General features: G+C 69.2%; 15 protein-coding genes. 11 read left to right on the top strand and 4 right to left on the bottom strand.

Translation table 11 applies throughout. The features are described 5' to 3' along the window. Positions 1-65 precede the first annotated feature (65 nt). The 3 genes from ATK36_RS10140 to ATK36_RS10130 all read left to right on the top strand — a co-directional run bounded on the left by ATK36_RS10140 (position 66) and on the right by ATK36_RS10130 (position 2733). A complete protein-coding gene (locus ATK36_RS10140; RefSeq protein ID WP_098511020.1) occupies positions 66-845 on the top strand; it encodes an enoyl-CoA hydratase/isomerase family protein in 780 nt (259 codons plus the stop codon). Between the two features lie 153 nt (positions 846-998). Then, positions 999-1964 carry a UDP-glucose 4-epimerase GalE gene (gene galE, locus ATK36_RS10135; RefSeq protein ID WP_098511019.1) on the top strand — a complete coding sequence of 322 codons (966 nt, stop codon included), beginning with the start codon at positions 999-1001 and terminating at the stop codon, positions 1962-1964. A gap of 139 nt (positions 1965-2103) precedes the next feature. Continuing rightward, the gene (locus ATK36_RS10130; RefSeq protein ID WP_098511018.1) at positions 2104-2733 is read left to right on the top strand and encodes a TIGR03085 family metal-binding protein; all 630 of its coding nucleotides are present in this window, start codon (positions 2104-2106) and stop codon (positions 2731-2733) included. Here the strand turns inward: ATK36_RS10130 and ATK36_RS10125 are convergent. After that, the gene (locus ATK36_RS10125; RefSeq protein WP_098511017.1) at positions 2716-5949 is read right to left on the bottom strand and encodes an AfsR/SARP family transcriptional regulator; all 3234 of its coding nucleotides are present in this window, start codon (positions 5947-5949) and stop codon (positions 2716-2718) included. The genes ATK36_RS10130 and ATK36_RS10125 overlap by 18 nt on opposite strands. Before the next feature lie 751 nt (positions 5950-6700). Here ATK36_RS10125 and ATK36_RS10120 point away from each other — a divergent pair. The 6 genes from ATK36_RS10120 to ATK36_RS10095 all read left to right on the top strand — a co-directional run bounded on the left by ATK36_RS10120 (position 6701) and on the right by ATK36_RS10095 (position 22753). After that, on the top strand, positions 6701-16057 hold the full coding sequence (locus ATK36_RS10120; protein ID WP_098511016.1) for a non-ribosomal peptide synthetase/type I polyketide synthase: 9357 nt from the start codon (positions 6701-6703) through the stop codon (positions 16055-16057). Next, positions 16057-17268, top strand: coding sequence for a cytochrome P450 (locus tag ATK36_RS10115; RefSeq protein ID WP_098511015.1), 1212 nt, complete (start codon positions 16057-16059; stop codon positions 17266-17268). The genes ATK36_RS10120 and ATK36_RS10115 overlap by 1 nt, the downstream gene beginning before the upstream one ends. 55 nt (positions 17269-17323) lie before the next feature. Next, positions 17324-19006 (top strand): phytoene desaturase family protein, encoded by a 1683-nt coding sequence (locus tag ATK36_RS10110; protein ID WP_098511014.1) that lies wholly within the window; start codon positions 17324-17326, stop codon positions 19004-19006. Further along, the gene (locus tag ATK36_RS10105; RefSeq protein WP_098511013.1) at positions 19003-20709 is read left to right on the top strand and encodes a phytoene desaturase family protein; all 1707 of its coding nucleotides are present in this window, start codon (positions 19003-19005) and stop codon (positions 20707-20709) included. Before ATK36_RS10110 ends, ATK36_RS10105 begins: the two co-directional genes overlap by 4 nt. A gap of 37 nt (positions 20710-20746) precedes the next feature. Continuing rightward, positions 20747-21802: an MDR family NADP-dependent oxidoreductase gene (locus tag ATK36_RS10100; protein WP_098511012.1), complete on the top strand. Its 1056-nt coding sequence runs from the start codon at positions 20747-20749 to the stop codon at positions 21800-21802. Positions 21803-21931: 129 nt separating this feature from the next. Then, positions 21932-22753, top strand: a complete 822-nt coding sequence (locus ATK36_RS10095; protein WP_098511011.1) for a 2OG-Fe(II)-dependent halogenase WelO5 family protein — start codon at positions 21932-21934, stop codon at positions 22751-22753. 602 nt (positions 22754-23355) lie between these two features. On the opposite strand, the gene ATK36_RS10090 is transcribed toward ATK36_RS10095, so the two are convergent. The 3 genes from ATK36_RS10090 to ATK36_RS10080 form a co-directional block, all read right to left on the bottom strand. Beyond that, on the bottom strand, positions 23356-24138 hold the full coding sequence (locus ATK36_RS10090; RefSeq protein ID WP_098511010.1) for a DUF6424 family protein: 783 nt from the start codon (positions 24136-24138) through the stop codon (positions 23356-23358). A gap of 15 nt (positions 24139-24153) precedes the next feature. After that, positions 24154-24885, bottom strand: a complete 732-nt coding sequence (locus tag ATK36_RS10085) for a molybdopterin-dependent oxidoreductase (protein WP_098511009.1) — start codon at positions 24883-24885, stop codon at positions 24154-24156. A 145-nt stretch (positions 24886-25030) separates the two neighbouring features. Beyond that, positions 25031-25672, bottom strand: a complete 642-nt coding sequence (locus ATK36_RS10080; protein ID WP_211291848.1) for a TetR/AcrR family transcriptional regulator — start codon at positions 25670-25672, stop codon at positions 25031-25033. A 61-nt stretch (positions 25673-25733) separates the two neighbouring features. On the opposite strand from ATK36_RS10080, the gene ATK36_RS10075 reads away from it, so the two are divergent. Together ATK36_RS10075 and ATK36_RS10070 are read left to right on the top strand one after the other, a co-directional pair. After that, positions 25734-26129, top strand: coding sequence for a VOC family protein (locus tag ATK36_RS10075; protein ID WP_098511008.1), 396 nt, complete (start codon positions 25734-25736; stop codon positions 26127-26129). Beyond that, the gene (locus ATK36_RS10070; RefSeq protein ID WP_098511007.1) at positions 26126-26605 is read left to right on the top strand and encodes a quercetin 2,3-dioxygenase; all 480 of its coding nucleotides are present in this window, start codon (positions 26126-26128) and stop codon (positions 26603-26605) included. The genes ATK36_RS10075 and ATK36_RS10070 overlap by 4 nt, the downstream gene beginning before the upstream one ends. Positions 26606-26839 lie beyond the last annotated feature (234 nt).

The following is a 26839-nucleotide window of genomic DNA, read 5'->3' as shown; positions in this document are numbered from 1 at the left end:
GTGCCTCCGCAAGGGTACGCACTGTCTTGTTCAGATCTACCGATCGCTCGTTTGGAGGGCCAGTCATGAGCCCGGTGACCTACACCCTCGACGGCCGGGTCGCCCGGATCCGGCTGACCGGCGAGCGCGGCAACCCGCTCACTCAGTCCACTGTGGACACCCTGCACGCGGCCGTCCGCCAGGCCCGCCGCGACGAGGCACACGTCGTCGTCCTTTCCGCCGAGGGAAAGGCCTTCAGCGTCGGCGGCGACGTGTCCGTCTTCGCCGGCGCCGAGGATGTCGGCGTCCTGGTCGACGACCTGGCCGAAGCCTTGCACCGCACGGTCAACGAACTGCACCGCCTGGACGCCATCGTCGTCTCGGTCGTCCAAGGCACCGCCGCCGGCGCCGGATTCCCGCTCGCCGCGGCGGCAGACCTGATCCTCGCCGCCGAATCCGCGCGATTCACCTTGGCCTACACGAAACTCGGCTTCTCCCCGGACGGCGGCAGCTCCCTGCTCACCGCCACCGTCGGGCTTCACCAAGCCTTGCGCCTCGCGCTGCTGAACCCCGTGCTGACCGCCGCCGAAGCCCACCAGCTCGGCCTCGTCGCCGAAGTCCATCCGGACGACGAACTCGCTGCCGCCGCGGAAAGGGTCGTACAGCGCCTCGCCGCCGGTTCGAACGCTGCCCAGTCCGCGACGAAACGGCTGTTGCGCGACGCTGCGCTGCCCGCCTCCGAAGCCGCGCTGCGACGGGAAACCATGTCTGTCCGGGCGCGCGCCGCCGGCCCGGACGGCCTTGAAGGAGTCGCGGCCTTCCTGGAGAAGCGGCCTCCGCAGTTCCCGAGCGCGTCTCCCGCCTGAGGGCCGTCACCAAGTTCGCGAATGAGGGAAACGCCCGGATAATGGTGCGGTATTTGTCAAGATTTTCGGCTTACGGTCGCCCCCTGCCGAGGCCGAGTGCCGGTGGTCTGCGAAACTGGCGCCGACAGGCGAATGGTGGACCGAGGGAGTTCGATGAAACTGCTCGTGACCGGTGGTGCCGGCTATATCGGCGGTGTGGTTGCCCACAAACTGGTGGCGGCCGGGCATGAAGTGGTCGTCCTCGACGACCTTTCCACCGGGCACGCGGAGGCGGTTCCGGACGGCGCTGAATTCCGGCAGTTGCCGATCCACCAGGTCGGGCAGGTTCTCACGCCCGGCGCGGGCTTCGACGGTGTGCTGCACTTCGCCGGGAAGATCGAGGTCGCCGAGTCGGTCGTGCGGCCCGATCGCTATTGGGACGTCAACGTCACGGGTTCGCTGGCGCTGCTCGAAGCGATCCGGAATGCCGGTACGCCGCGGATGATCTTCTCGTCGACCGGCTCCATGTATGTCGCGGAGAACGGCGAGCCGCTGACCGAGGACGCGCGGGTGCGGCCCGGCAACCCGTACGCCGCGAGCAAGCTCATGGTCGACATGATGCTGGCCGGCGAGGCACGGGGTTTCGGTCTCGGTGCGGTCAGCCTGCGGTACTTCAACGCATCCGGGGCCGTGGGCGCGCTCGGCGAGCGGCACGATCCGGAAAGCCACCTGATCCCCATCGTCCTGCAGGTCGCCGCCGGTGAGCGCGACCGGCTGAAGCTGTACGGCACGGACTACCCGACGCCGGACGGCACGTGCGTACGGGACTACATCCACGTGTCCGACCTCGCCGACGCACACCTGCTGGCGCTCGAAGCGATCAAGCCCGGCGAGCACGAGGTGTTCAACCTCGGGAATGGCAACGGCTACACCAACAAGCAGGTCGTCGAGGCCGTCCGCGAGGTGACCGGCAAGGACGTCCCGGTCGACCTCGCCCCGCGGCGCAGCGGCGACGCCGCCGTCACGGTCGCCTCCAGCGCCAAGGCGCACAGCGTGCTCGGCTGGAAGCCCGCGAAACCCGAACTGTCGGAGATCATCGCCGACGCCTGGCGGTTCCACACCGAATTCCGTCGCCCCTAACGCTGTGAAGGGGCCCTTCACGGACTCAGAGTCCGTGAAGGGCCCCTTCACAGCTTGCGTGCCGTGCACAGTGCGGCCGGGGAGTCGAAACTCCGGCCGGAACAATGAGCGTCGCACGGTTTTTCGGTAGTGTTCCGGTATGAGCGTCGCGCGCGATGAACGGCAGCTGATCAGTGATCTTTTCGAAGAGCGGGGGCCGGAGGAACCGACATTGTGCGGGGACTGGACGACCCGGGATCTCGCGGCCCATCTGATACTTCGGGAAACGCGGTTCGATGCCGCGCCCGGAATCATGATCCCGGCCTTCGCCGGGTACACCGAACGGGTGCAGCGCGGAATCGCGGCGCGGCCGTGGCCGGGGCTCGTGGCCGCGGTGCGTTCCGGGCCGCCGTGGTGGTCGCCGCTGGGGGTCGGGTTCATCGACAACGCGGCGAACACCGTCGAGTTCTTCGTCCACCATGAGGATGTGCGCCGGGCCCGGCCGGGCTGGGAGCCGCGGCCGGCGGAGGCGGAGCGGGACGAGGCGATCTGGCAGGGGGTGCGTTCCCTGGGCAAGGGCCGGATGGGCCGGAGCCCGGTCGCGGTCACCGCGCGTGACGGCGCGACCGGCGACGAAGTGGTGTGGAAGCCCGGCGCGGACCCGGTCGTCGTCACCGGGGCGCCGGGGGAGTTGCTGTTGTTCGCGTTGGGCCGCGATGCCGTCCGCCTCGCATTCGACGGGGCGGAGGCGGACCTCGCGGCATTGCGCTCCTCAGCTCGTCAGTTCTGACCTGCGGTCGCCGGACATCGGCTGGGCCGGGATACCCCGGGCGGCCCGGCCGGGGTAGGGGCGAGGGGACAGGCCCAGTTCGGCGAGACGGCCCACGTAAACCTGGTACTTGCGGCGGGCCTCCCCGAATCGTCCGGCCGAGTCCAGCGCCTCGACCAGCCCCAGGTGCGCGCTCTCGTCATAGGCGTCGCGTTCCAGCACCTTCAACCGGAATCGGATCGCCATGTCCAGATCCCGCTCGGCGGTACCGATCGCGGCCAGCGCGCTCACCACTTCCAGATACACCGACTTGGCCATTTCCCGCAGGCTCACCGCCCAATCGGCATAGGGATTCTCCTCCAGGAAATCCCCGGTGTAGCGCGCCTCGGCGGAAAGCAGCTCGGCGCGTGCGTCGCGGTGGCCGCGGTGCCGGTCGAGCGCGGAATTGGCGTTCGCCAGGAATTCCTCGACATCGACCCGGACCGAGCGCAGCGCCACCGAGTACTTGTCGGCCACCAGGAAATGGTCCTGCGGCAGTTCCCGCCGCGGATCGAGCACCGCGCGGATGATCGACAGCGCCGCGGACAGCCGGTTCGCGCACCGGCCGGGGTCGTCGTCCGGCCACAGCGCGGCCATCAGCTGTTCCCGGGCCGTCGGCTGTCCCCGCCGGGTGATCAGGATCGCGAACAGGTCGCGGGCCTTCTTCGAACGCCACTCGTCCGGCCCCACCGGCTTCGCCCCGCGCAGCACGCGGAGGCCGCCGAGCACCCGGACCCGCAGGGACAGGTGCCCGGGCACCAGCACCTGCCGAAGCAGCCCCGCCGCCTCCTCGGCGGCGGCCGGCATGCCGAACGCGCGCAACTGCTCGGTGGCCGTGTCCAGCCCGCTGGACGAGCCGGCGCTGAGCCGGGCGATGGCCATCTCGGCCATCGCGGCCCGCAGTTCGTAACCCGCGCTGCGCCAGATGTCCACGGCTTCGGACAGGCCGGACAGCCGCTCGGCCTGGTCGGCCGCGCACAGCGCGCAGATCTCCAGCGCCTCGGCCAGATCCGCCCGCTGGTCGACCAGACCCGTGGAGCAGAGCACCGCGCGCGCCATGTCCAGCGCCCGCTCGGTATTGCCGCTGTGCAGCTCGATCCACGCCGCCGTGTTCCAGGCGCCGTACTGCGCGGACCACAGCCCGGCTTCGTCCACATCGGACACCAGGGTTCTGGCCAGCTCCGGGTCATCGCCGAACACGACGCGGGCCAGCCCGGCCCGCGCGATCCGCCACATCAGCAGGTTGCCCACCTGCTCGGCGACCTGCGCGGCCTCGGTGTAGGCCACGCGGCTCAGGGTGAACTGCCCGCGCAGCCGCCGCACCTCGCCGAGCCCGAACAACGCGTCGATCACCGCGCGGCTGCCCGCCGCCCGGTGGAGGGTGAGCGCCGCGTCGAAATCGGCTGCGGCCTCGGCCAGTTTTCCTTGCGCCAGCAGTGCGTCGCCGCGATGACAGCGGGCCTGCGCACCGATGAGGTTGCCTTCCCCGACCGAGTGAATGATCGTCGTGAACTCCGCCACGGCCCGCTCGTGCTGCCCGTTGGCCAGTGCGCGCGCCGCACCGTTCGCGGCGACCGCGTAGCGCACCAGCGGGTCGTCGGTCTCGGCGAGCTGCTGCTGGGCGCGCACCTGCCACCGGTCGGCCTCGGCCCGATCCCCGGCGAGCAGCGCGAACAACCCGGCCGCCAGCGCGAACAGGCCGGCCGATGCGGGGTCCTCGCCGGTCTGGTCGGTGCTCAGCGCGGCCTGCATCGCCGCCCGGCCCGGCTCCGATTCGTTGCGGTACCAGTGGGCGACCGCCTTCCAGGCGGCTACCGCCGTGGTGCCCGGCGCGGTGAGGTCGATCGGCGCACAGGTCCGCAGGATCCGGTTCGGCTCGCCGAGCAGGTGATACACGGCGGCCAGCTGGGCGACGAGCGCGGGTTCGGGGGACCGGCTGCCGGTGATCGCCGCCTCCAGGCCGCGCGCCGCGGCCAGCGGTTCGCCGGACAGGACGCGCGCCCACGCTTCGATGACCTCGATCCGCGGGCTCCGGTACACCGTGCCGAGCTGAGCACAGGCCCCCGCGACCTCGGCCGCCGACCCCCGTTCGAGCATCGTGGGGCCACTGCGGGCGAGCAGGTCGGCCAGCAGTGCCGAATCGCCCAGCCGCCGGGCACAGTCCAGTGCGTCGGCCGGCCGGTCGCGGGTGGCGAACCAGCCGACCGCGACCGCGAGCGCGTGCGCCCGCTCGGCCGCACTGGGCACGCCCTGCTCCTGTACCGCCGCGGTGACCAGCGGGATCGGTGCGAACCAGCTTTCCGGCCTGCGGTCCAGCAGACCGGTCGTGGCCAGTTCGTCGAGCAGCTCGTCACTGACCGGCAGGCCGAGCCTGCGCATCAGGCCGCCCTGGAAGCGGGGCAGCACGGCGCACCGCCGCAGCAGGTCCCGCACCCGCGCGTCGTCCGGAATCGCTTCGGTGCGCGTGTACCGCAGCACTGAGCTGCCCGTCGTGGACAGGATGGCGCCGGCCGTGACCGGCGCCCCGAGGTCACGCAGCGCCAGCAGCACCGGGGCGGGCCAGCCGCCGGTCACTCCCCGCAGCGCAGCCACCGATGCGGCGCGCTGTTCGGCTTCCGTCGCGGGAATCCGGCGCGTCACCAAGCGGTTCAGCTCCGCCTCGCCGAACCGCAGGTCCGAGGCCTGCAGTTCGAGTGGTTCGCCCCGCCCGTGCAAGGCCGTGCCCGAGATCGGCAGCCGCCCGCGGGAACTGAGCACCAGGTGCAGCCCGTCGGGGCCGCGCCGGATCAGCTCCTCGATCAGCGTGCGCACGGACGGGCCGGCGCGCGACAGGTCGTCGAGGACCACCGTGAGGTCCCCGGTCACCACTTCGCCGACCAGCTCCGCGGCCGCCGCCTCGCCTTGGGCGGTGTCGAACTCGTCCAGCTTCCGTGCCGCCTCCGGCAAGTGCTCCCCGATACTCGCGGCGATCCGGTCCAGCACCTGGCGTGGCGAGGTGGTGGCCGATACCGCCAGATAACAGGTCCGCGGGACGAGACGTCCCCAGGCGCACAGCGCCGCCGTCTTCCCGTACCCCGCCGCCACGATCACCAGCACCAGCCGGTGGCTGGTGATCAGGTCCAGACGGGCGTGCAGGTCGGGGCGGTCGATCCAGTCCGGCGCGGACGTGGGCCAGCCCGTTCGGGTGGTTCGTTTCATGATCGTTTCTCCCCCTCTCGGTTCTCGGTGCGCCTTTCCAGAATGACGCAGATTTCGCAGGCCGAACCCACAGAAGTACTGAGCCGGTCCGTGATCACCCGGATGCCGGTTCGGCAGCACTCACTGTGCACTCAGCCGAGCCGAATGTCCCCCTCTAGCGTGTCACCCATGCAGACTTACGTACTCCGGGTATGGGTCCCGAGGTCGTTTTCGGACGAGCAGGGACGGTTGTGTGGTATCGCCGAGCACATCCCCTCGGGGCGGACCGTGGTCTTCCGCAATGACGCCGAGATACTCAGTTTCATCCGGGAGCATGCGAGCGTGGTGAACCCATCCGAAAGATGATTGTACGGAGTCCTGTTCGCGCCTCGGCTTCCTGCGGTCGTGGTCGGTCCGGCTGACCTGGTGGCGGGCATCAGATCGGTAAGGATCGGGACAGTCGACGCAGTCGGCACGGTTGTGACGTTCTTCCTCCGCTGTCCGGCGGGCGCTGTCCGGCGGGCTCCGATTTTACCCAGCGGCCTGCCGATCGCTCGTCCGGGGGACGGTCTCATCCCGTCGTCATCTCGTCCTCACGCGGAACTCAGCCAAACCGAATGCCTCCGGGCAAGCTTCCGTAGTGATGCGGGGAGACGGCTAATCGCGGCCGGGGCGGCGACTGGGTACTCCAGTCGCACCGCCGTGCGCGTCGTTGTGCAGAAACGCCTTCTGACTCATCGGGGGGAGGGCGAGACAAGACGGGGGATTTACGATGACGGATGCGGTTGACAGTGCCGCTCGGGACACGATCGCCATTGTCGGTATCGGCTGCCGCCTGCCGGGTGGTGCCTCGGATTACCGGGCCTTCTGGCGCAACCTGGTACAGGGCAGGGACTGCATCACCGCCACGCCGGCCGATCGGTACGACGTGGCCACCTTGGCCAGCGGGGACAAGGACAAGCCCGGCAAGCTCGTCGGCGGCCGCGGCGGCTACATCGACGGTTTCGACGAGTTCGATCCGGCGTTCTTCGGCATCAGTCCGCGTGAGGCCGAACACATGGACCCGCAGCAGCGTAAACTGCTCGAAGTCGCCTGGGAGGCGATGGAGGACGGCGGCCAGAAACCGGGGGAATTGGCCGGTTCGGACGTGGGTGTGTTCGTCGGCGCGTTCACCCTGGATTACAAGATCGTGCAGTTCGCCGATCTGAGCTTCCGGACGCTGGCCGCGCACACCGCGACCGGGACCATGATGACGATGGTCTCCAACCGGATTTCCTACTGCTTCGATTTTCGCGGGCCGAGCGTTTCCCTGGACACGGCCTGCAGTTCCTCGCTGGTCGCCGTGCACCTGGCCTGCCAGAGCCTGCAGCGGGGCGAAACGAATCTGGCGCTGGCCGGTGGTACCCTGCTGCATTCGGCGCCGCAGTACACCATCGCCGAGACCCGGGGCGGTTTCCTCTCGGCCGAAGGGAAATCGCGTACTTTCGACGCGTCGGCCGACGGATATGTGCGTGCCGAGGGCGTCGGAATAGTGGCGCTCAAGCGCCTGGACGACGCCTTGCGCGACGGTGATCCGGTCCACGCGGTGATCATCGGGAGCGGCGTCAACCAGGACGGCCACACCAACGGCATCACCGTCCCCAACCCCGACGCCCAGGTTCGCCTGATCGAGCAGGTCTGTGCCGACGCGGGTATCCGGCCCGGGGCATTGCAGTACATCGAGGCGCACGGCACCTCCACGCCGGTCGGTGATCCGCTGGAGGCCAACGCGCTGGGCAAGGCGCTGGCCGTCGGCCGCGAGCCGGGCAGCCGCTGCTACGTGGGCTCGGTCAAGACCAACATCGGGCACACCGAATCGGCCGCGGGTATCGCCGGGCTGATCAAGACCACGCTGGCGCTGAAGTACCGGCAGATTCCGCCGCACATCAACCTCGACCAGGTCAACCCCGCGATCGACCTGGCTGCGCTGCCCTTCGACATCCCCACCGAACTCACCGCGTGGCCCGAACACGAGGGGCCGGCGCTGGCCGGGGTGAACTCCTTCGGCTTCGGCGGCACCAACGCCCATGTCCTGCTCGCGGAGGCGCCGCCACGTGAACGGCCGGCGCCCGAATCCCCGGCCGCCGCCGAGTATCACGTGCTGCCCTTGACCACGCGCGATCCGGCGGCCCTGTCCGAGATGGCCGAAGGTATCCGGGGCGAACTCGCGGCCGCCGGTGGCACGGCACAGGCGGCGCGCGACATCGGCTACACGCTGGCCCGGCGCCGTCAGCACCTCGAATCGCGACTGTCCATTGTGTACTCGACGCCGGAGTCGCTGGACGAGCGGCTCGGGGAATTCACGCACGGCCAAGCTCATCCGCACGCGCTCACCGGGCAGTCCGGCTACCAGCGGCTGGCCTGGGTGTTCACCGGGATGGGGCCGCAGTGGTGGGCGATGGGCCGCCGGCTCTACGAGAGCGACCCGGTCTACCGGTCGATGATCGAACGCTGCGATCAGGAGATCGGCAAGATCGCCGGATGGTCGCTGATCAAGGAGCTGACCGCGGAGCAGGCCGGCTCGCAGATGAGCGAGACCTGGCTGGCCCAGCCGGCCAACTTCGCCCTGCAGCTCGCGCTCGCCGCGATGTGGCGGGCGCGCGGGGTGCGGCCGGACGCCATCGTCGGGCACAGCACCGGCGAGATCGCGGCTTTCTACGAGGCCGGGGTCTACACCCTGGAAGACGCGGTCAAGGTCGCCATCCACCGCAGCCGGTTGCAGCAGAAGCTGGTCGGCACCGGCACGATGCTCGCGGTCAGCCTGTCCGAACCGGAGGCGCTGCGCCGGGTGGCACCCTACGGCGACCGCGCCTCCGTGGCCGCGATCAACAGCCCGACCGCGATCACCCTGGCCGGGGATCGGGACGCGCTGGCCGAGATCGCCGCGGACCTGACCGAGGAGCAGATCTTCGCCAAGTTCCTCACCGTCGGCGTGCCCTACCACAGCGCGCGGATGGAGATGATCAAGGACGAGCTGCTGTCCTCGCTGGCGGGCCTGGAGGCTCGGCCGGCTGAGGTGCCGCTCTACCTCACCGCGCGCAAGGCCAACGCGCACGGTACCGAGCTGGATGCCGAGTACTGGTGGGACAACGTCCGGCACAGCGTCTACTTCCACGCCGCCATCGATCGTCTCGTCGACGACGGTCACGACCTGTTCCTGGAGATCGGCCCGCACCCCGTGCTGGCGTACTCGATCAAGGAATGCCTGGCCGCGCGGGAAGCGGACGGCCTGACCGTGCCTTCGATCCGCCGCGAGGAGGACGAGCCCGCGCAGATGGCCATGTCGCTGGCCGCGCTGCACAACCGCGGCGTCGCCATCGACTGGACCACGCAGTATCCGGTAGGCGAGCAGGTGCCGCTGCCCCGTTATCCGTGGAAGCGCGACCGGTACTGGGTGGAGCCCGAGCCGGTGGCCCAGATCCGGCTCGGCCGGCTCGATCACCCGCTGCTGGGCCGCCGCACGGCGGGCGCCGAGCCGGTGTGGGAGGCCCGCCTGGATCTGGAGGCGCTGCCCTACCTGCGTGATCACCAGATCGAGGGCACCGTGGTGTTCCCTGCCGCGGGGTACCTGGAGATGGCCGCACAGGCGGTGCGCGCGCTGACCGGTGCCGTGGGCGCCGGTGTGTCCTTGGCGGACATCGAGCTGCGGAAAGCGCTGGTGCTGCCGGAGGCCGACACGCGCGCCGTGCAGCTGTCGTTCTCCTCGCAGGACGGCACGTTCGGCATCGCCACCGTGGCCGGCGAAGGTCAGGAGCCGACCCTGCACGCGACCGGTGTGGTCCGGTCGCAGCAGCGCCGCGAGTTCGGACCGGCCTTGGACCTCGACGGAATCCAGGCCCGCGGTGTACGGCATCTGGACGGCGCCGGCTGCTACGCGGAGCTGGCCGAGCTGGGCTATCACTACGGTCCGGCGTTCCAGGGCATCGACGAGGTGTGGCTGGCTCCTGGCGAGGCATTGGCTCGCATCAGCCCGGCTGCCGCGCTGGATGACGGCGCGGAGGGCCACCACGTCCACCCGACCCTGATGGACTCCTGCTTCCAGTCGTTGCTGACCCCGCTGATCCTGGACGAGGATCGGACCGAAGGGATCCGCCTGCCGCTGACGATCGAGGAGATCCGCTTCGAGGACATCGGCGACCAGCCGATCTGGGCGCATGCGACCTTCACCCGGAAGTCCGGTAGTGAAGTGACTGGCGACATCGCGGTGTACGCCGCCGATGGGCGGCCTCTGGGCCGGGTCGGCGGGTTCCGCGTCGGTGATGTGGAGAAGGCCTCCATGGCCGTCGGACTCGGCACCATCGACGGCTGGCTGGCCGGCATGACCTGGGACGAACTGCCCGAGCTGGAGACCGCGACCGTCGGCCGGAACCTGCTGATTCTCGCCGACGAGCAAGGGCTTGGCGACGAACTGGCCGCGCTGGCCACCGAAGCGGGCGGCACCTGCCACCTGGTGCGCCAGGGCAGCTGCTACCGGAGCGGCTCCGGCGAGTCCTCCGTGGTGCCCGGCTCCGCCGAGGACCTGGGCCGGCTGCTCACCGACCTGGCCGCCGAAGGCGCCCGGTTCGACGCGATCGTGCACCTGTGGCATCTGGACCTGCCGACCGTCGACGAGGTCGTCGTGGATCGGTTCGGCGAGTACGGAACGGTGGGCGGCTATTCACTGATCGCGCTGGCCCAGGCGGTCCTGAACAGCAAGGCCGCGGGCAAGCTGTACGTCGTCACCCGGGGCACCCAGGCAGTCGTGGCCGAAGACGCCGTCGAGCCGCTGGCCGCGCCCGCGTGGGGCATCGGCCGCGTGCTGTGGAACCAGGAGCTGGCCGGCAACCGCGGCAAACTGATCGACCTCGATCCGCCCGGCACCGGTGGTCACCGGGACGACGCGCAGTCGCTGTTGCGGGAGATCGCGGCCGAGGACGGCGAGGACGAGATCGCCTTGCGTGGCGATGTCCGATTCACCAGCCGGCTGCGTCAGGTCACCGAGCTGACCCGGCCGTTGCCGCCCAGGCTGCGCGCCGACGGCAGTTACCTGGTCACCGGTGCGTTCGGTGCGCTCGGCAAGCTGTTGTGCCGCACGCTGGTCAAGCGCGGCGCACGCAGGCTGATCCTGATGGGACGCAGCAGGATGCCCGAGCGCGACCAGTGGCCGGAGCTTGATCCGGACACCCCGCTGGGCCGCAACGCCGCGTTCGTGCGGGAGCTGGAGGCACTGGGCGCGCATCCGATCCTGGCGCCGCTGGACATCACCGACGAGCAGGCCTTGGCCACCTGGCTGGCGGGCTACCGGCGCGCGGGCAGCCCGCCGATCAGGGGCGTGTTCCACCTCGCCGGTCACGTCCGGGACACCCTGATCGCCGAGATGGACCGCGACGTGTACGACTCGGTCCACGACCCCAAGGTGATCGGTGCCTACCTGCTGCACCACCACCTGAGTGCGGAACCGCTGGACCACTTCGTCCTGTTCGCCTCGATCGCCTCGCTGGTCACCACGGCCGGTCAGGCCAACTACGCGGCGGGCAACGCCTTCCTGGACGCGCTGGCACACCACCGCCGCGCCCGCGGCCTGCCCGCGCTGAGCCTGGACTGGGGCCCGTGGGCCACCGGCATGATCTCCGAGCTCGGGCTGATCGAGCACTACCGCAACAGCCGGGGCATGACCTCGCTGTCCCCGGACGCGGGCATGGCGGTGCTGGAGCGCGTCCTCGGGCAGGACCACGCCCAGTTGCTGATCGCGACCGTCGTCGACTGGCCGGTCTTCCTGGCCTGGTACCCCGAGCCGCCCACGCTGGTCACCGAACTGGCCGCGGCCGCAGGCAGCGCGGAAAGCGCCGAAGGCGGCAGCCTGCTCGAGGAATTCGCGGCAGTCGGCGAAGAACGGCGCGGGGAACTGGTGACCGAGCACCTCACCGCGCTGGTCGCGGACGTGCTGCGGGTACCGGCCGAACAGGTCGATCTTGCGCAGAATCTGCTTGCCCTGGGGCTGGATTCGCTGCTGGCGATGGAACTCCGGGCCCGCATCCACACCGAGCTGAAGACCGCACTGCCGGTCGTCACGCTGCTCGGTGGCACACCGATCGGCGACCTGGTCACCCACATCTGTGACAGCCTGGCCACCCTGGTCTCGGCCGAGGGCGAGGGGACCGGCGGCAGCGCGGTCGAGATCTTCGAGGACGAGACCGCGTACCCGCTGACCCAGAACCAGAAAGCGCTGTGGTTCCTCAAGCAGCTGCACCCCGACGGCTTCGCCTACAACATCGGCGGCGCGGTGGAGGTCCGGGTCGAACTCGACCCCGAGCTGATGTTCGAGGCCTACCGCGCGCTGGTCGAACGGCATCCCAGCCTGCGGGCCACTTTCACGCACGAGCGGGGACGGCCGGTCCAGCGGATCTCCGCCGAGGCCAACGCCGACGTGGCCCTGTTCGACGTGCAGGACCGCGGCTGGGACGAGATCTACCGGATGATCATCGCCGAGTACCGGGCGCCGTATGACCTGGAACGGGATCCGCTGATCCGGTTCCGGCTGTTCAAGCGGGGCGTGGATCGCTGGGTGATCGTCAAGGCGGTGCACCATGTCATCTCCGACGCGATCTCCACGTTCACCTTCATCGAGGAGCTGCTGGAGATCTACGAAGGCCTGCGCCAGGGCCGCCGGGTGCAGCTGCCGCCGGTGACCGCGCGCTACCTGGACTTCCTGAACTGGCAGAACAGGTTCCTGGCCTCCCCGGAGGCGGACCGGATGCTCGCCTACTGGCGGGATCATCTGCCTGCCGAGGTGCCCATGCTGGCCCTGCCCACGGACAAGCCGAGGCCGGCGGTGCAGAGCCACAACGGCGCTTCGGAGTTCTTCGCGCTGGACACCGACCTGAGCGCCCGGGTGCACGCTATGGCGCAGGAGCACAACACCACGGTGTACGTGGTCCTGATGGCGGCCTATTACCTGCTGCTGCACCGTTATTCGGGCCAGGACGACGTGATCGTCGGCAGCCCGGTGACCGGGCGTACGCAGGAGGAGTTCGCCTCGGTCTACGGCTACTTCGTCAACCCGCTGCCGTTGCGGGTCGACCTGGCCGGGGATCCCACGGTGGCCGAGCTGCTGGATCAGGTGCGCACGACTGTCCTCAATGGACTGGACAACCAGGAGTACCCGTTCGTGCTGCTGGTGGACAAGCTCGGCCTGCAGCACGACCCCAGCCGGTCGGCGGTGTTCCAGGCCATGTTCATCCTGCTGCACCACCGGGTGGCCACCGAGAAGTACGGCTACCGGCTGGACTACATCGAATTGCCCGAGGAGGAGGGCCAGTTCGACCTGACCCTGTCGGTGTACGAGGACGAGGCGGCGGGGCGCTTCCGCTGCGTGTTCAAGTACAACACCGACTTGTTCCTGCCCGAGACGATGACCCGCATCGCCGGGCACTACACCACCCTGCTCGGCGCTCTGACCAGCGCGGACGCCACAGCGCCCGCGAAGCGGACGGAGCTGCTCACCGCAGGGGAACGGCAGCGCATCCTGCGGCAGTGGAGCGGCGTTCGTGACGGGGTCGAAACCGCGGTCCCGGTGCACGAGCTGATCGGCCGGGCCGCCGTCGAGCATCCGGAGGCCGTCGCGGTGTCGGCGCCTGCCGAGTCGGGACCGGCCCGGCGGCTGACCTACGCCGAACTCGATCGGCGTTCGCGGGAACTGGCCGGGAAGCTGCGTGGCCTCGGCGTCGGGGCGGGCTCCCTGGTGGGATTGTTCCTGGACAAGACGCCGGATCTGGTCGTCGCGGTACTGGCCGTGCTGCGGGCGGGCGGGGCCTACCTGCCGCTGGATCCGGGGTACCCGGCCGAACGGCTGGCCTACATGACCGGCCACGCCGGCGCCCGGATCGTCCTGGCCGACCGGCCTGCCCCGGCCGGACTGGCCGAACGGGTGGTGACCCTGGCGGAACTGGCCGCTTCGGACGTCCCGCCGGCCGACCTTCCGTCCACAGTGGACCCGGCTGATCCGGCCTACGTCATCTACACCTCCGGGTCCACTGGTGAGCCGAAGGCGGTCGAGGTCGGCCACCACAACCTGGCCACGGCCTACCAGGCGTGGCGCCGGGAGTACCGGCTGGACACCGATGCCCGGGTGCACCTGCAGATGGCCAGCTTCTCCTTCGACGTGTTCACCGGCGACCTGGTCCGGGCGCTGTGCTCCGGCGGCACGCTGGTGCTCATCGGCCGGGAGCTGCTGTTCAACACCGCGCTGCTGTACCGCACGATGCTGGACGAGCGGGTCGACTGCGGCGAGTTCGTGCCGGCCGTGGTCCGCGGCCTGATGAGCTACTGCGAGCGCGAGGACAAGCGCCTGGACTTCCTGCGTCTGCTCGTCGTCGGCTCCGATGCCTGGAAGGTGGCGGAGTACCGGCGGCTGCGCGCGCTGGCCGGCGAGCAGACCAGGGTGATCAACTCCTACGGCCTGTCCGAGGCCACCATCGACAGCTCCTACTTCGAGGGGACGGCCGAGGATCTCGACCCGGCCATGATGGTGCCGATCGGGCAGCCGTTGCCGGGCAGTGCGCTGTACGTGCTCGACGAGCGCGGCGAACCCGTGCCGCCGGGTGTCTCCGGTGAGCTGTGGATCGGCGGCGACGGCGTGGCCACCGGTTACGTCGACGATCCGGAGCTGACCGCGCAGCGCTTCGTCACCCGGTCTCTGGACGGCGAGCAGGTGCGGCTCTACCGCACCGGCGACCTGGCGCGCTGGGATTCCGAGGGTGCCGTGCACCTGCTGGGCCGGGCCGATGCCCAGATCAAGGTGCGTGGCCACCGCATCGAGATCGGCGAGATCGAGACCAGGCTGGCCACCTGGCCGCAGCTGGCACAGGCCGTGGTCACGACGCGCACCGACGACGGGGACCACGGGGACACCGTGCTGTGCGCCTACTGCGTGCCGGTGCCCGGGACCGAGCTGGACCGGCACGGGCTGCGCGGTCACCTGACCGAGAGCCTGCCGACCTTCATGATCCCGTCCCACTTCGTCGAGCTGGCCGAACTGCCGCTGACCCCCAACGGCAAGGTCGACCTGGCCGCCCTGCCCACCCCGGACGGGGGAGCGGGCGAGCTGGCGCACGAACCGCCGGTCACCCTCTACGAACAGCGGATGGCCGAGCACTGGTGCGGGCTGCTCGGCCTGGAGCGGGCCGGGCGGCAGCAGGACTTCTTCGCCTCGGGCGGCAGCTCGATCAAGCTGATCGAGCTGATCTACCACCTGCAGAAGGAATTCAACGTCACCATCCCGGTCAGCGCGCTGTTCAAGGTCACCACCCTGCATGGCATGGCCAAGAGCCTGGAGAACAGCGTCCTGGGCCGGATCGGCAGCGCCGAGCCCTACCTGCGGTTCAACCCCGAGGGGCCGGAGACGGTGTTCTGCTTCCCGCCCGCGGGTGGGCACGGCCTGGTGTACCGGCAGTTCGCCGCGCACCTGCCGGAGCGGCACTTCGTGGCGTTCAACTACCTCGTCGGCGCCGACAAGGTGGCCCGCTACGCCGATCTGGTCGAGTCCCTGCAAGCAGAGGGTGCCTGCACGGTGCTCGGGTACTCGCTCGGCGGCAACCTCGCCTTCGAGGTCGCCAAGGAACTGGAGCGGCGCGGGCGCGAGGTGAGCCATGTGATCATCATGGACTCCTATCGCGTGCCCGAGCAGTTCGTGCTCCGCAAGGAGCACTGGGAGACCTTCGAGCGAGAACTCAGTGAACACCTGCGCAGGCACACCGGCTCGGAGATCGTCGCGACGGAAACGGCCAACCAGGCCAAGGAGTACCTGGAATTCTCCAGCCGTACACCGAACACCGGCGTGACGGCGGCTCCCGTCACGGTCGTCTCCGACCAGTACAAGGTGGCGCTGTACGGGGTGGAGGCCGGCGGCACCTGGCACGGCTCGTCCACCACGAGCAGCTCCGTGCTGCGCGGGTTCGGTGAACACGCCGAGATGTTCGACGAGGACTACATCGGCGACAACGCCAACCTGATCCGCGCAGTACTGGCCGGGGATCCGTCGCGGGGCGAACCACCGGCCCCGAGGATGCCCGTCACAGCCCGGCTCACCACTTCTTCGGAGGTGACCGCGTGATGACCTCGTCCGAATCGACCGCGCGAGTGATGCGGCCCTACCCGTTCCCGGACCGGGCGGGACCCGAGCTGGACGCGACCTACGCCTATCTGCGTGAGCACGAACCGGTGTCCCGGGTGCAGCTGCCCTACGGCGGCTGGGCCTGGCTGGTCACCCGCTACGCCGACGTGCGCAAAGTGCTCTCCGATGCGCGGCTGAGCCGGGAGGCCACGGTGGGGCGCGACGTGCCCCGGCCGCACCAGACGTTCATCCCGGCCGGACTTCTGTCCACAATGGATGGACCGGAGCATGCCCGGCTGCACCGGCTGACGCTGCGGGCGTTCACCCCGCGCCGGATCGCCGAACTGCGGCCACGGCTGGACGAACTCGCCTGGCAGCTCGTCGACGGCCTCGTGTCGCACGGTGCGCCCGCGGACTTCGTCGAACTTCTCGCCCGGCCGATGCCGATCACGGTGGTCCGGGAGATGTTCGGGATCCCGTATGCGGACCGGGAGATCATCCAGCGTCTCGGCGGCGTGCTGATGGCCAATTCGGCGTATGGCATGGAAGAACTGCGGGCCGCGTGGGAGGAGTTCCGTCGCTACATGGCCGGGGTGGTGGCCCAGCGCCGGAAGCAGCCCGCCGGGGATCTGCTCAGCGCCATGGTGCAGGCCAGGGACGCCGACGACCGGCTGTCCGAGCCGGACCTGGTCGACCTGGCGGTGACCATCGTGCTGGCCGGCTACGAGACCACCGCCAATCAGCTCGCCAACTACACCTACCTCCTGCTCAGCGACCGGACTCGCTACGAGCTGCTGGTCGCCGAGCCGGATCGGGTGCCCGACGCGGTCGAGGAACTGCTGCGCTTCACACCGATCCGCAACACGGCCGAGAATCCCCTGATCGCGCTGGAGGACCTGGAGATCAACGGCACGGTGATCCGGGCGGGCGAGTCGGTGATCGCCTCCATCGCCTCGGCCAACCGGGACCGGGCGCTGACCGCGGACGGGGACCTGCTGGACCTGACCAGAACGCCCACGCAGCACTTGGCCTTCAGCCATGGGATGCACTACTGCCTCGGTGCTCACCTGGCCAGGCTGGAACTGCAGGCCGTGCTGACGGCACTGGTGACCCGCCTGCCGGGGCTGCGGCTTGCGGTGCCCGAACACGAGCTGATCTGGGAGCCGGAAGTGGTCATGCGCCGGCTGGAACGGCTGCCGGTGCAGTGGTGAACGCATTCGAACGCCGAGCGCAAGCGAAAACGACACGGCGGCTGGAGGATCGGCGATGCCGGTGAAGTACGAACCGGACTGGACCGCACGCGACTCGCGCCCCGGTGGGAGACCGAGGGTCATCATCATCGGCGGTGGCGTGTCCGGGATGTCCACCGGCTGCTACGCGCAGATGAGCGGCATGGACACCCGCATCTTCGAAAAGCACGTGCTGCCCGGCGGCTGCTGCACGGCGTGGTCGCGCGAGGGCTACATTTTCGACTACTGCATCGAGTGGCTGATCGGGACCGCGCCCGGCAACGACGCCAACCAGGTGTGGCGGGAACTGGGCGCGCTGGACGGCAAGACGGTCCGGGACTTCGAGATGTTCAACAAGGTCGTCGGCACCGACGGCCGGTCGGTGACCTTCTACAACGACCCCGACCGGCTGCAACGGCACCTGCTGGAGGTCTCCCCGGCGGACGCGAAGCTGATCAAGGCGTTCTGCCGGGACCTGCGGCGGTTCATCGCGATCGAGCTGTACCCGTTTCTCACGCCACCGCCGCTGCAGCCGTTGCGGGAGAAGCTGCGCACGCTGCGGACCGTGGTGCCGGCGTTCCGGCTGTTCTGGCGCACGGCCGCGACGCAGATGCACACCTTCGCCGACCGGTTCACCGATCCGTTGCTGCGCAAGGCGTTCCGCAACATCTTCTTCCAGGACCCGCAGGGCTTTCCGATGCTGCCGTTCCTGTTCAACATGGCCGGCGCCTATCACGGCAACGCGGGATTCCCGCAGGGCGGTTCGCTCGGGCTGGCCCGCTCCATCGAAGACCGGTATACCGCACTCGGCGGCGTGATCAACTATCGGGCGCGAGCCGAACGCGTACTGGTCGAAAACGGCCGCGCCGTCGGCGTCGAGCTGCGCAACGGGGAGCGGCACTACGCCGACCACGTCGTGTCCGCTTGCGACGGCTACACCACGATCTACGGGCTGCTCGAAGGGAAGTACACCAACCCGACGATCGACAAGCTTTACGACGATCTGCTGACCAAGCCGGGCAATCTGTTTCCCGCCGTGTTCTCCGTCTTCGTGGGTATCGACGGCGACCTGGACTCGGACGGCGCGCACAGCACCACCTACCTGCTCGACTCCGACGAGGCCGCCGAGCTGCCGGGCGCCTTGCAGAACAGCCTGGTGGTGCAGCTGCGCTCGCAGTACTCCGACGGGTTCACCCCGCCGGGCAAATCGGTGTTGCACTGTACGTACTTCAGCGATTTCGAGTACTGGCAGAAGCTGCGTGCCGCCGATCGCAAGGACTACCGGAGCCGCAAGCACGCGGCGGGCGAGTTCGTGCGGAAGTTCCTGGAGCGGCGTTACCCGGGGATCGGCGAGCGGATCGAACTGGTGGACGTGGCCACCCCGGCGACGACGAAGCGCTACACCGGCAACTTCAACGGCAGCATCCTGGCCTGGAAAGCGTTCTCCGACGCCGAAGACGTGGTGACCAAACTGACCAACAAGGACCGGATGCAGCTGCCCGGCCTGTCCGGCTTCTCCATGGCCGGGCAATGGGTGTCGATGGGCGGGCTGATCCGGGCCGCCTCCTCCGGCCGGTTTCTCGCCCAGTTCCTGTGCCAGGAGCTGGGAGTGCGGTTCCGGGCGTGGGAGAGCGGGGGAACCGAGCCCTGGCATCGCGACCGGCTGGGCTACCTGCCCCAGCTGGACGCGCGGCCCGTGCGTCTGGGGAGTGCCGAATGAACGACCGGAAGTCGATGATCATCATCGGTGGCGGGCTGGGCGGGCTGTCCACCGGCTGCTACGCGCAGATGAACGGGTACCGGACCCGGATCCTGGAGATGCACGAGATCCCGGGCGGCTGCTGCACCGCGTGGGACAAGGGGGACTACACCCTGGACTGCTGCATCAGCTGGCTGCTGGGCAACGGCCCCGGCAACGAGATGCATCAGATCTGGCTGGAGCTGGGTGCCTTGCAGGGCAAGCAGATGCGGCACTTCGACGTGTTCAACGTCGTCCGCAGCCGCGACGGCCGGGCGGTCTACTTCTATTCCGACCCCGACCGGTTGCAGGCCCACCTGCTGGAGATCTCGCCCGCCGACGCGAAACTGATCCGGGACTTCTGCGACGGGCTGCGCAAGTTCCGCAAGCTGCTCGCCGTCTACCCGTTCCTCAAGCCGGTCGGGCTGATGGGCCGGTGGGAACGCTGGCGGATGCTGGCTTCCTTCGCGCCGTACTTCAACGTCATCCGCAAGTCGATCACCACCCTGATGACCGACTACTCGGCGCGGTTCACCGACCCGCTGCTGCAGGAGGCGTTCAACTTCGTGCTGTACGAGAAGCACAAGAACTTCCCGGTGCTGCCGTTCTACTTCCAGCTCGCCTCGCACGCCAACCTGTCCGCGGGCGTGCCCGAGGGCGGGTCGCTCGGCCTGTCCCGCTCGATCGAGCAGCGCTATCTGCGGCTAGGCGGGCAGATCGACTACAACACCAAGGTCGAGGAGATCCTGGTCGAGGACGATCGCGCGGTCGGGGTGCGGTTGAGCGACGGGCAGGAGCTCCGCTCGGACATCGTGGTCTCCGCGGCCGACGGCCCGACCACGGTTATGAAGTTCCTCAAGGGCCGCTACCTCAACGAAGACTACCGACGGCTCTACACCGAGACGATCGGGGAGCCGGGCATGGTGTTCCCCGGCTACTTCATCCTGTTCCTCGCCCTGAAAAAGACCTTTCCCGGCGTCGACCCCTGCACCACCTACCTGCTCACCGAGGACGAGGCCGCCGAGATGATCGGCATCCGGCACCCGAGCATCAACGTGCAGTTCCGCAGCCTGCACTATCCGGAGCTGTCACCGGAGGGCACCACGATCGTCTACGCCACCTACTTCTGCGACATCGCGCCGTGGCGCGAGCTGGACGAAGGCCCGGAGCAGGTCACCCGGGTCCGCGCCGGCGAGAAGCTGCACACGCTGCCGGTGCGGCACGGCCGGGCCTATTCCCAGGGCAAACGCCAGGTGCGGGAGGCGATGCTGAACTTCCTGGAACAGCGGTTCCCCGGCCTGCGGGACGCCGTGGTGGTCCGCGACACCTCCACCCCGCTGACCCAGGTCCGCTACACCGGCAACTACGACGGCACCGTGCTGGGCTGGCAGCCGTTCGTGGAGAGCGGGGAAAAGCTGGAGGAGCTGGTCAAGAAACACGGACCCGGGCTGCCGGGGCTGGCCGGTTTCTACCAGTCCGGGGTGTGGGCGACCACCGGCGGCCTGATCCGCGCCGCCGCCTCCGGCCGTCAGGTCATGCAGTTCGTCTGCCGCGACGACGGCAAGGAATTCACCGCGAGCATCGACGAGACGGCACCACCGCCCACGCACGTCGTCATCCCGGTGGGCACACCGCCGGTGCCGGGGCACGAGCCCGAGCACAGCAGGACGTTCGAATCGCTTTGACCGGAAGCCACGCTCAGGCAGAAATGGGAAACAAATCGTGAAAATCGAGAAGTGGGTCGTGCGTGAGCACATCGAAGGCGTTCCCGACATCGACCGGATGTACGAGAAAGTCGCCGAGGACATCGACACCGATCTCGCCGATGACCAGATGCTGCTGCGCACCCGGTATGTGGCGGCCGACATGTACCTCCACGGGATCTCGCTGGACACCCCGCTCGGCGACCACGTCGGCGGCGCTTCGGTCATGGAGGTGCTGGAGGCCGGGCCACGGGCCGCCTTCCGGCCGGGTGACCTCGTGCACGGCTTCGGCGGCTGGCGTAGCCACCTGGTCGGCACCGGGGCGGCCGAACTCTGGCAGACCGGCACGTTCCCGATGGTGTTCCCGGCTTTTCACCGGCTCGACCCCGGCGACTACGACGAGAAGCTGCCGGTGTCCACGGCCCTGAGCATCATGGGGGGACCCGGCCTGACGGCTTGGGGCGTGCTGAACAGGTTCATGACCGTGGGACCCGGGCACACCATGGTGATCAGCGGGGCGACCGGCATCGTGGGCACCTTGGCCGGCCAGCTGGCCAAGCGCGCGGGCGCCCGGGTGATCGGCACGACCGGTTCCCCCGGGAAGGCCGATCGCCTGCGCGAGCTGGGTTTCGACGAAGTCGTGCACTACCGCCACGGCGATCACGCGGAGACGATCGGCAATGCCCTGCGCAAGGCCGCGCCCGAGGGCGTCGACCGGTACCTGGATCACTTGGGCGGCAACATCACCGACGCGGTGTTCACCATGCTCAACATCGACAGCCAGGTCGCGGTGTGCTGGCAGCTGGCGACCCAGGTCGGCCAGGACTACGCCGGCCCGCGGCTGCTGCCCTACATCATGTTCCCGCGCACCACGATCCGCGGCATCTTCTCGCTGGAGTGGTTCAGCGAAGAGAACTGGGCAGCGTTGCATCGCGACGTCGGCGGTCTGGTACGAGCCGGCGAGATCGCCTACGACCAGACCGTGCACCACGGCATCGACAGCTTCCCCGCTGCGTACCGCAGCCTCTACACGGACAGATCCGCCAGCCGTGGCAAGGTGATCGTCGAGTTGTGAGCGGGCGCTAGGAACGACCTTCCGCGAACCGCGATTCCGGCCGTGCAAGACCTTATCCGGCGACGGCCGGCCTGCCCCTGTGGCCAATATCCGCCCTCAGTCGTTTTCCTAGAGTGCAGGAGTTTTTCCATGCAAGACGTCAGTTCCACGCTCGACCGGTCCGTCGCAGGCGGGGACGAGGTCATGTTCGACATCGTGTCCTCGCCCGCCCCGCCCCGTTCGGACATCCTCCGGCTCGCCGCGGGCACGCTCGCCGCGATCCGGATCCCCGGCATGCTGAGCCCGCAGCGATGTACCGAGGTGATGGTCGAGCTGGCCGACTGCGAGTTCGACCACTACGACCCCGCCCAGGTCTTCCCACCGGTGGCCAAGTTCGGCACCGGCATCTCGGATTTCTACAGTGCGGACGGGCTGCGCCAGGAATACTGGGCCGAGGCCGAACAGGCCGCCAAGAACTGGCAGGCCCTGTTCAATGACGACGACCCGGTGCAGGCCATCCTCGACCAGCTCGCCCGGAGCTGGGACGGCCCGGTCAGCCGCGCCACGATCGACGGACAGGAGTGTTTCGCCGGCGTCGTCCGCCAGCTGACCGGCGGTTCCCGCATCCACTACGACGAGATCGCCCGCGATTACCCGTACCTGTTCGACACTCCGCCGATCGTGCAGTTCGGCTTCAACTGCTACCTGGCGGTGCCCGAATCCGGCGGCGAACTCACGGTGCACCGCCGGCGCTGGCTCCCCCGCGACGAAGACCACCGCGACGGCTACGGCTGGGCACCGCGCGTGGTCGCCGACGAACCACACGTCACCCTGCACCCGGAGGTGGGGGAGGGGATCTTCTTCGACTCCCGCAACTACCACCGCATCGGCGCCAACACCGCCGGCCGCCGCGTCGCGCTCGGCTTCTTCATGGGGGTCACTGCGGAGAACCGGCTCGTCCTCTGGTCCTGAGAAGTCTCGACGCTGATGCCCGGGTGGCGGTGCCACCCGGGCATCAGTGCGTGCAGGGCGCTTCGCGAACGATCACCGTGATCCGGGAGCGTTCCAGGGTCCCGGGGCTGCGCCACCTGTCTCGGGTCTGTGAAGGGGCCCTTCACAGACTCAGAGTCCGTGAAGGGCCCCTTCACAGACCTTCACGGACCTCCGCGGTCGGCGCAGGGCCCCTCACACCGACTTTGCCGGGACCCTGCCTGCCGAACCCGGCCGCCCACGCCATCGTCGCGTTCCGGGCAGTGCCGATTGACAGGAGGAGCTCATCGTGAGGCCCGAACCGTCCGCACCGCTGAGATCTCGCAGGCGGTGGTATCGAAGCCTGCCGATCTGGAGCCTCGCATCGGCGACATCGCGGTGACCGCCGCCGTCGACACAGTGCTCGGCACCTTCGTGGACAAGCACGACCTCTCCGGCCTCCACGCCCCTTCGCTCACACGGCGGCCGACACGAACAGCCGGTCCCGCTGATCATCAATCGCCCGGTCGCCGGACCACTACCGCGCCAATGCCCTCCGCAACCGGGACATCCGCGACCTCGTCCTCAACAACGTAGCGTGGACGTCAGTGCGGTGTCTGCTGTTTGAAGGCTTCGCGGGCAACGGGGTGGTCGTCCGGGAGGATGACCGCCTTGTGTTCCTCCTGGGCGAGTGCGACGGCGTCGCCGGCCTGGGTGCCGTGTCGCGCGAAGACCATCCGTACGCGACCGTCCCCCTGCCCCCGGGGTGAAACGGGCGTCACCGCGACGTGCGTGCCGTCGTTGAGCGTGACCCACAACGGAAAGTCGTCGTAGCGGATAAAGTCGCCGGCCTTGACCGGCAGCGGGTAGTGATGCTCGCCCGCGGCCGTGGGCAGGATGCCTTGGTGGTCGGCTCGGCTCAACGGCACGCAGCTGTTGAACAGTGAGTCGGTGTACCGGGCGACATCGCCGGCGGTCTTGATCGGGGTGGACAGGATGTCCGGTGCGTCGGCGTAGCCCAGTTTCTCCAGCGCGGGCAGCGTGCCGGGGAAAGCCCGCACCAACGTCGCGGCGTCCTGCCGGAGACGGTCGACCTTCACCGGATCCGCGCAGAATTGCATGCTCCACTCGATTCCGGCGCGCGCCAGGAACATCCGCCAGCCGTCGTCGCCGCGCACCCACAGGCTGCCGCCGTGGTGCATTTCCCACGGCGCCGGCCCGTACGGGAGCTCGTCGTCGGGGAACGTGGCGAGGATCTTCTTCGCGGTGCGCTTGGCGGCGGTGAACCACCGCGAGTCCGCGCGCTGGGGATGATCGGCGACGAACACGCTCCACGGATGCGTTTCCTTGGGCGTGGTGTGCGTGCCGGCTGCTTTCGATGGTGCCATGGCCGCGCCCCTTCCTTACTCTTCATGCAGGAGCGTTACTTCGCAGACTGACGCCCGCAGCGGCGAGCTCCCGCTGACCGGGTCGCTGGGTTCCTGGGGCAGGACGAGGTTGAGGTTGGCGCTGCCGGGCCCGTAGGGCGGGTATCCGGCCAGGCCGAGTTCGGGGCAGGCCTGCCCACCAGCCGTGCTGGCCGCATACCACCGACGGGTCCAGGTTGGCGTTGAGTCGAGGTCGGGCAGGTACGCGCCGGGCACTGGCGCGCCGAAGGTGAACATCGGGGCAAGCATCCGGCCCCATCCGCACAACTCCATGTAGACCGCGAAGTTCGGGCTGCCGGCGGCGCGCCTGAGCCGGTTGAGCCAGTCGATCGAGTCCGACATCGCCGACGTCGACGGTGACGCGCTGGCGAACACCACGGACTCCGGGCCATGCTCACCGGCTGCCGCGGCCACGCGCGCCGCGATCGTGTCCAAGGCCTCGTCCCAGCCGATCCGCTGCCACCCCGGGTCGGCGGCACCTTTCGGGTTGGTGCGCTTGAGCGGGTAGCGGAGCCGATCGGGATGGTTGACCACCTCCGGCGCCGCCTTGCCCTTGATACACAACGCTTGCCCGGTCGGGTGCGACGGATCGGGTGCCAACGCGATGAACGCACCGTCCTTGATCGTCGCGATCGCACCGCATTTGGAGATGCACAGCGGGCAGAACGTCGGCACCTGGCGCACGCCGTTCCCGGAATCGGCACCCATGGCGCTCACCTCCGTCAGTCGCCTGCCATGAGCCGATGGTGACACTTCAGCCGGGCCAATACCGATGCGACCGCCTTACGGTCCTGTTACATCCGCTGCGTGATCACCGCCGTCGGCGCGCTTCGCCGGCGCGGATCGACCGTGGTCAGCGCGGGTCGGGTCCCAGGAGGTCGTTCGCGAGGAGTTCGGTGAGCCAGGTCTGCCAGCGCACCGGCCCCCACCCGCGCTCGCGCGTCGCCAGGAGGTACACCTCGGGGCTCAGCAGCGTGAAGATGACGTCCGCCGCCTTCGAGACGGTCAGTCCGCGCCGCAGCCCGTTCTTCGCGGCGAGGATCTCGGCGAACGTGCGGTGCGCGAGGTAACGCTGGTCCTGGTTGACGCGCCACTGCGCGGCCATGTCCGGGTCGGCGCCGGCCGCGTCCCGCACGACCGACAGCAGCGGCGCGACCCGGCCGAAGACGAGCCGGGAGTTGCGCACCCAGATCGCCAGGGCCCGGCGGGCGTCGGGCTCCTCGCGGACCTGCCGCACCCAGGGCCACTCCAGCAGCGGGACGGGGGCGTCGTCGCCGACGGAGAGTACATCCATCACCTCTTTGAGCACGGTGCTCTTGTTGCCGAAGTGGAAGTACACCGTCTGCACGGCCACGCCGGCCCCCTCGGCGATCCGCTCGAGTGTGGTGGCCGCGTAGCCATGGTCGAGGAACAGCGTGCGTGCCGAATCGATGATGCGCAGCCGCGTGGCGCGGGCCTGTGCGGTGCGCCGGTTGGTCTTGACAGACTCGCTCACTCGCTAGATGCTACTCTAACGAAACTCACTAGAGTCAGCTCTAGCGAATCAGGGAGTCAGGATGGACGCGACCCTCACCGGTTTCCATCACGTGAAGTTCCCGGTCTCCGATATCCGGCGGAGCCTGACGTGGTACGAGCGCGTGCTCGGGTTCCGGGTTCAGCTGGAGTTCGTCGAGGACGGGGTGCTCGAAGGCGTGGCACTCACCGACCCGGGCGAGACGGTCTCCCTCGCGCTCCGCCACGACCCCGGCCATGTGGCGGGATTGTCCGGGTTCGATCCGGTCGCGCTGTGCGTGCCGGCCGAAGCGGCGTTGCAGACGTGGCGGCGGCGCCTGGACGATCTGGGCGAGACGCACGGCGGAATCGTCACCGGCCATGTCGGCTCGGTGCTCGTCGGGCTGCGCGATCCGGACGGCATCGAGATCCGCTTCTACTGCCCAGGTGGTGCGGCATGAGCTTCGACCCGGAAGGTTACGTGCTGCGGGAGGGGGACGGCCCTCACGTGTGGTTCCTGGATACGCGGATGAGCGTGAAGGCCGGCGCTGAGCAGACCAAGGGGGCGTTCACCCTCCTCGAATGGTCCGCGCCCACGGGGTTCGGCCCGCCGCTGCACCGGCACGACCGCGAGGACGAGGCCTTCTACCTGCTGGAAGGCGGCATCGAGGTCGACTGCGGTGACCGGCATTGGATCGCGGGCCCCGGTGATTTCGTGTTCCTGCCCCGCGGGATCCCGCACACGTTCATCGTGTCCGACGGTCCGGTGCGGGGCCTGCAGATCACCGCACCGGCCGGGTTCGACCGGTTCATCGCCGAACTGGGCAGGCCCGCGCAGGGACCCGGCTTGCCGCCACCCGAGGCGCCCGACGTGCCGGCGCTGATCGAGGTCAGCCGCCGCTACGGCATCGAGACACTCGGGCCGCCGCCCCGATAACTCCGGCTGGCCCGGTCAACCGGGGAAGCCACGATCGTGGCGCGGCCCCGCCGGGCCGAGATCGGCACCGCCCGGTTCGCCGCAACGGTTCCCGCTCAGCCCCGTCCGTGGCTGCCACGCGACCTGCGCGGCCGAACCGGAATGCCTTTCGCCACGGGATCGGCGATCGTTTCCAGCCAGAACGGCCGAGCATGGCTGCGTGAGTGTGCTCAGGCCCAGTCCGAAACCTGGACT

The sequence above is a fragment of the Amycolatopsis sulphurea genome (assembly GCF_002564045.1).
In the GTDB taxonomy this organism is placed as follows: domain Bacteria; phylum Actinomycetota; class Actinomycetes; order Mycobacteriales; family Pseudonocardiaceae; genus Amycolatopsis; species Amycolatopsis sulphurea.
The sequence above is the reverse complement of the archived record's forward strand: the minus strand, read 5'-3'. Positions and strand labels throughout refer to the sequence as shown.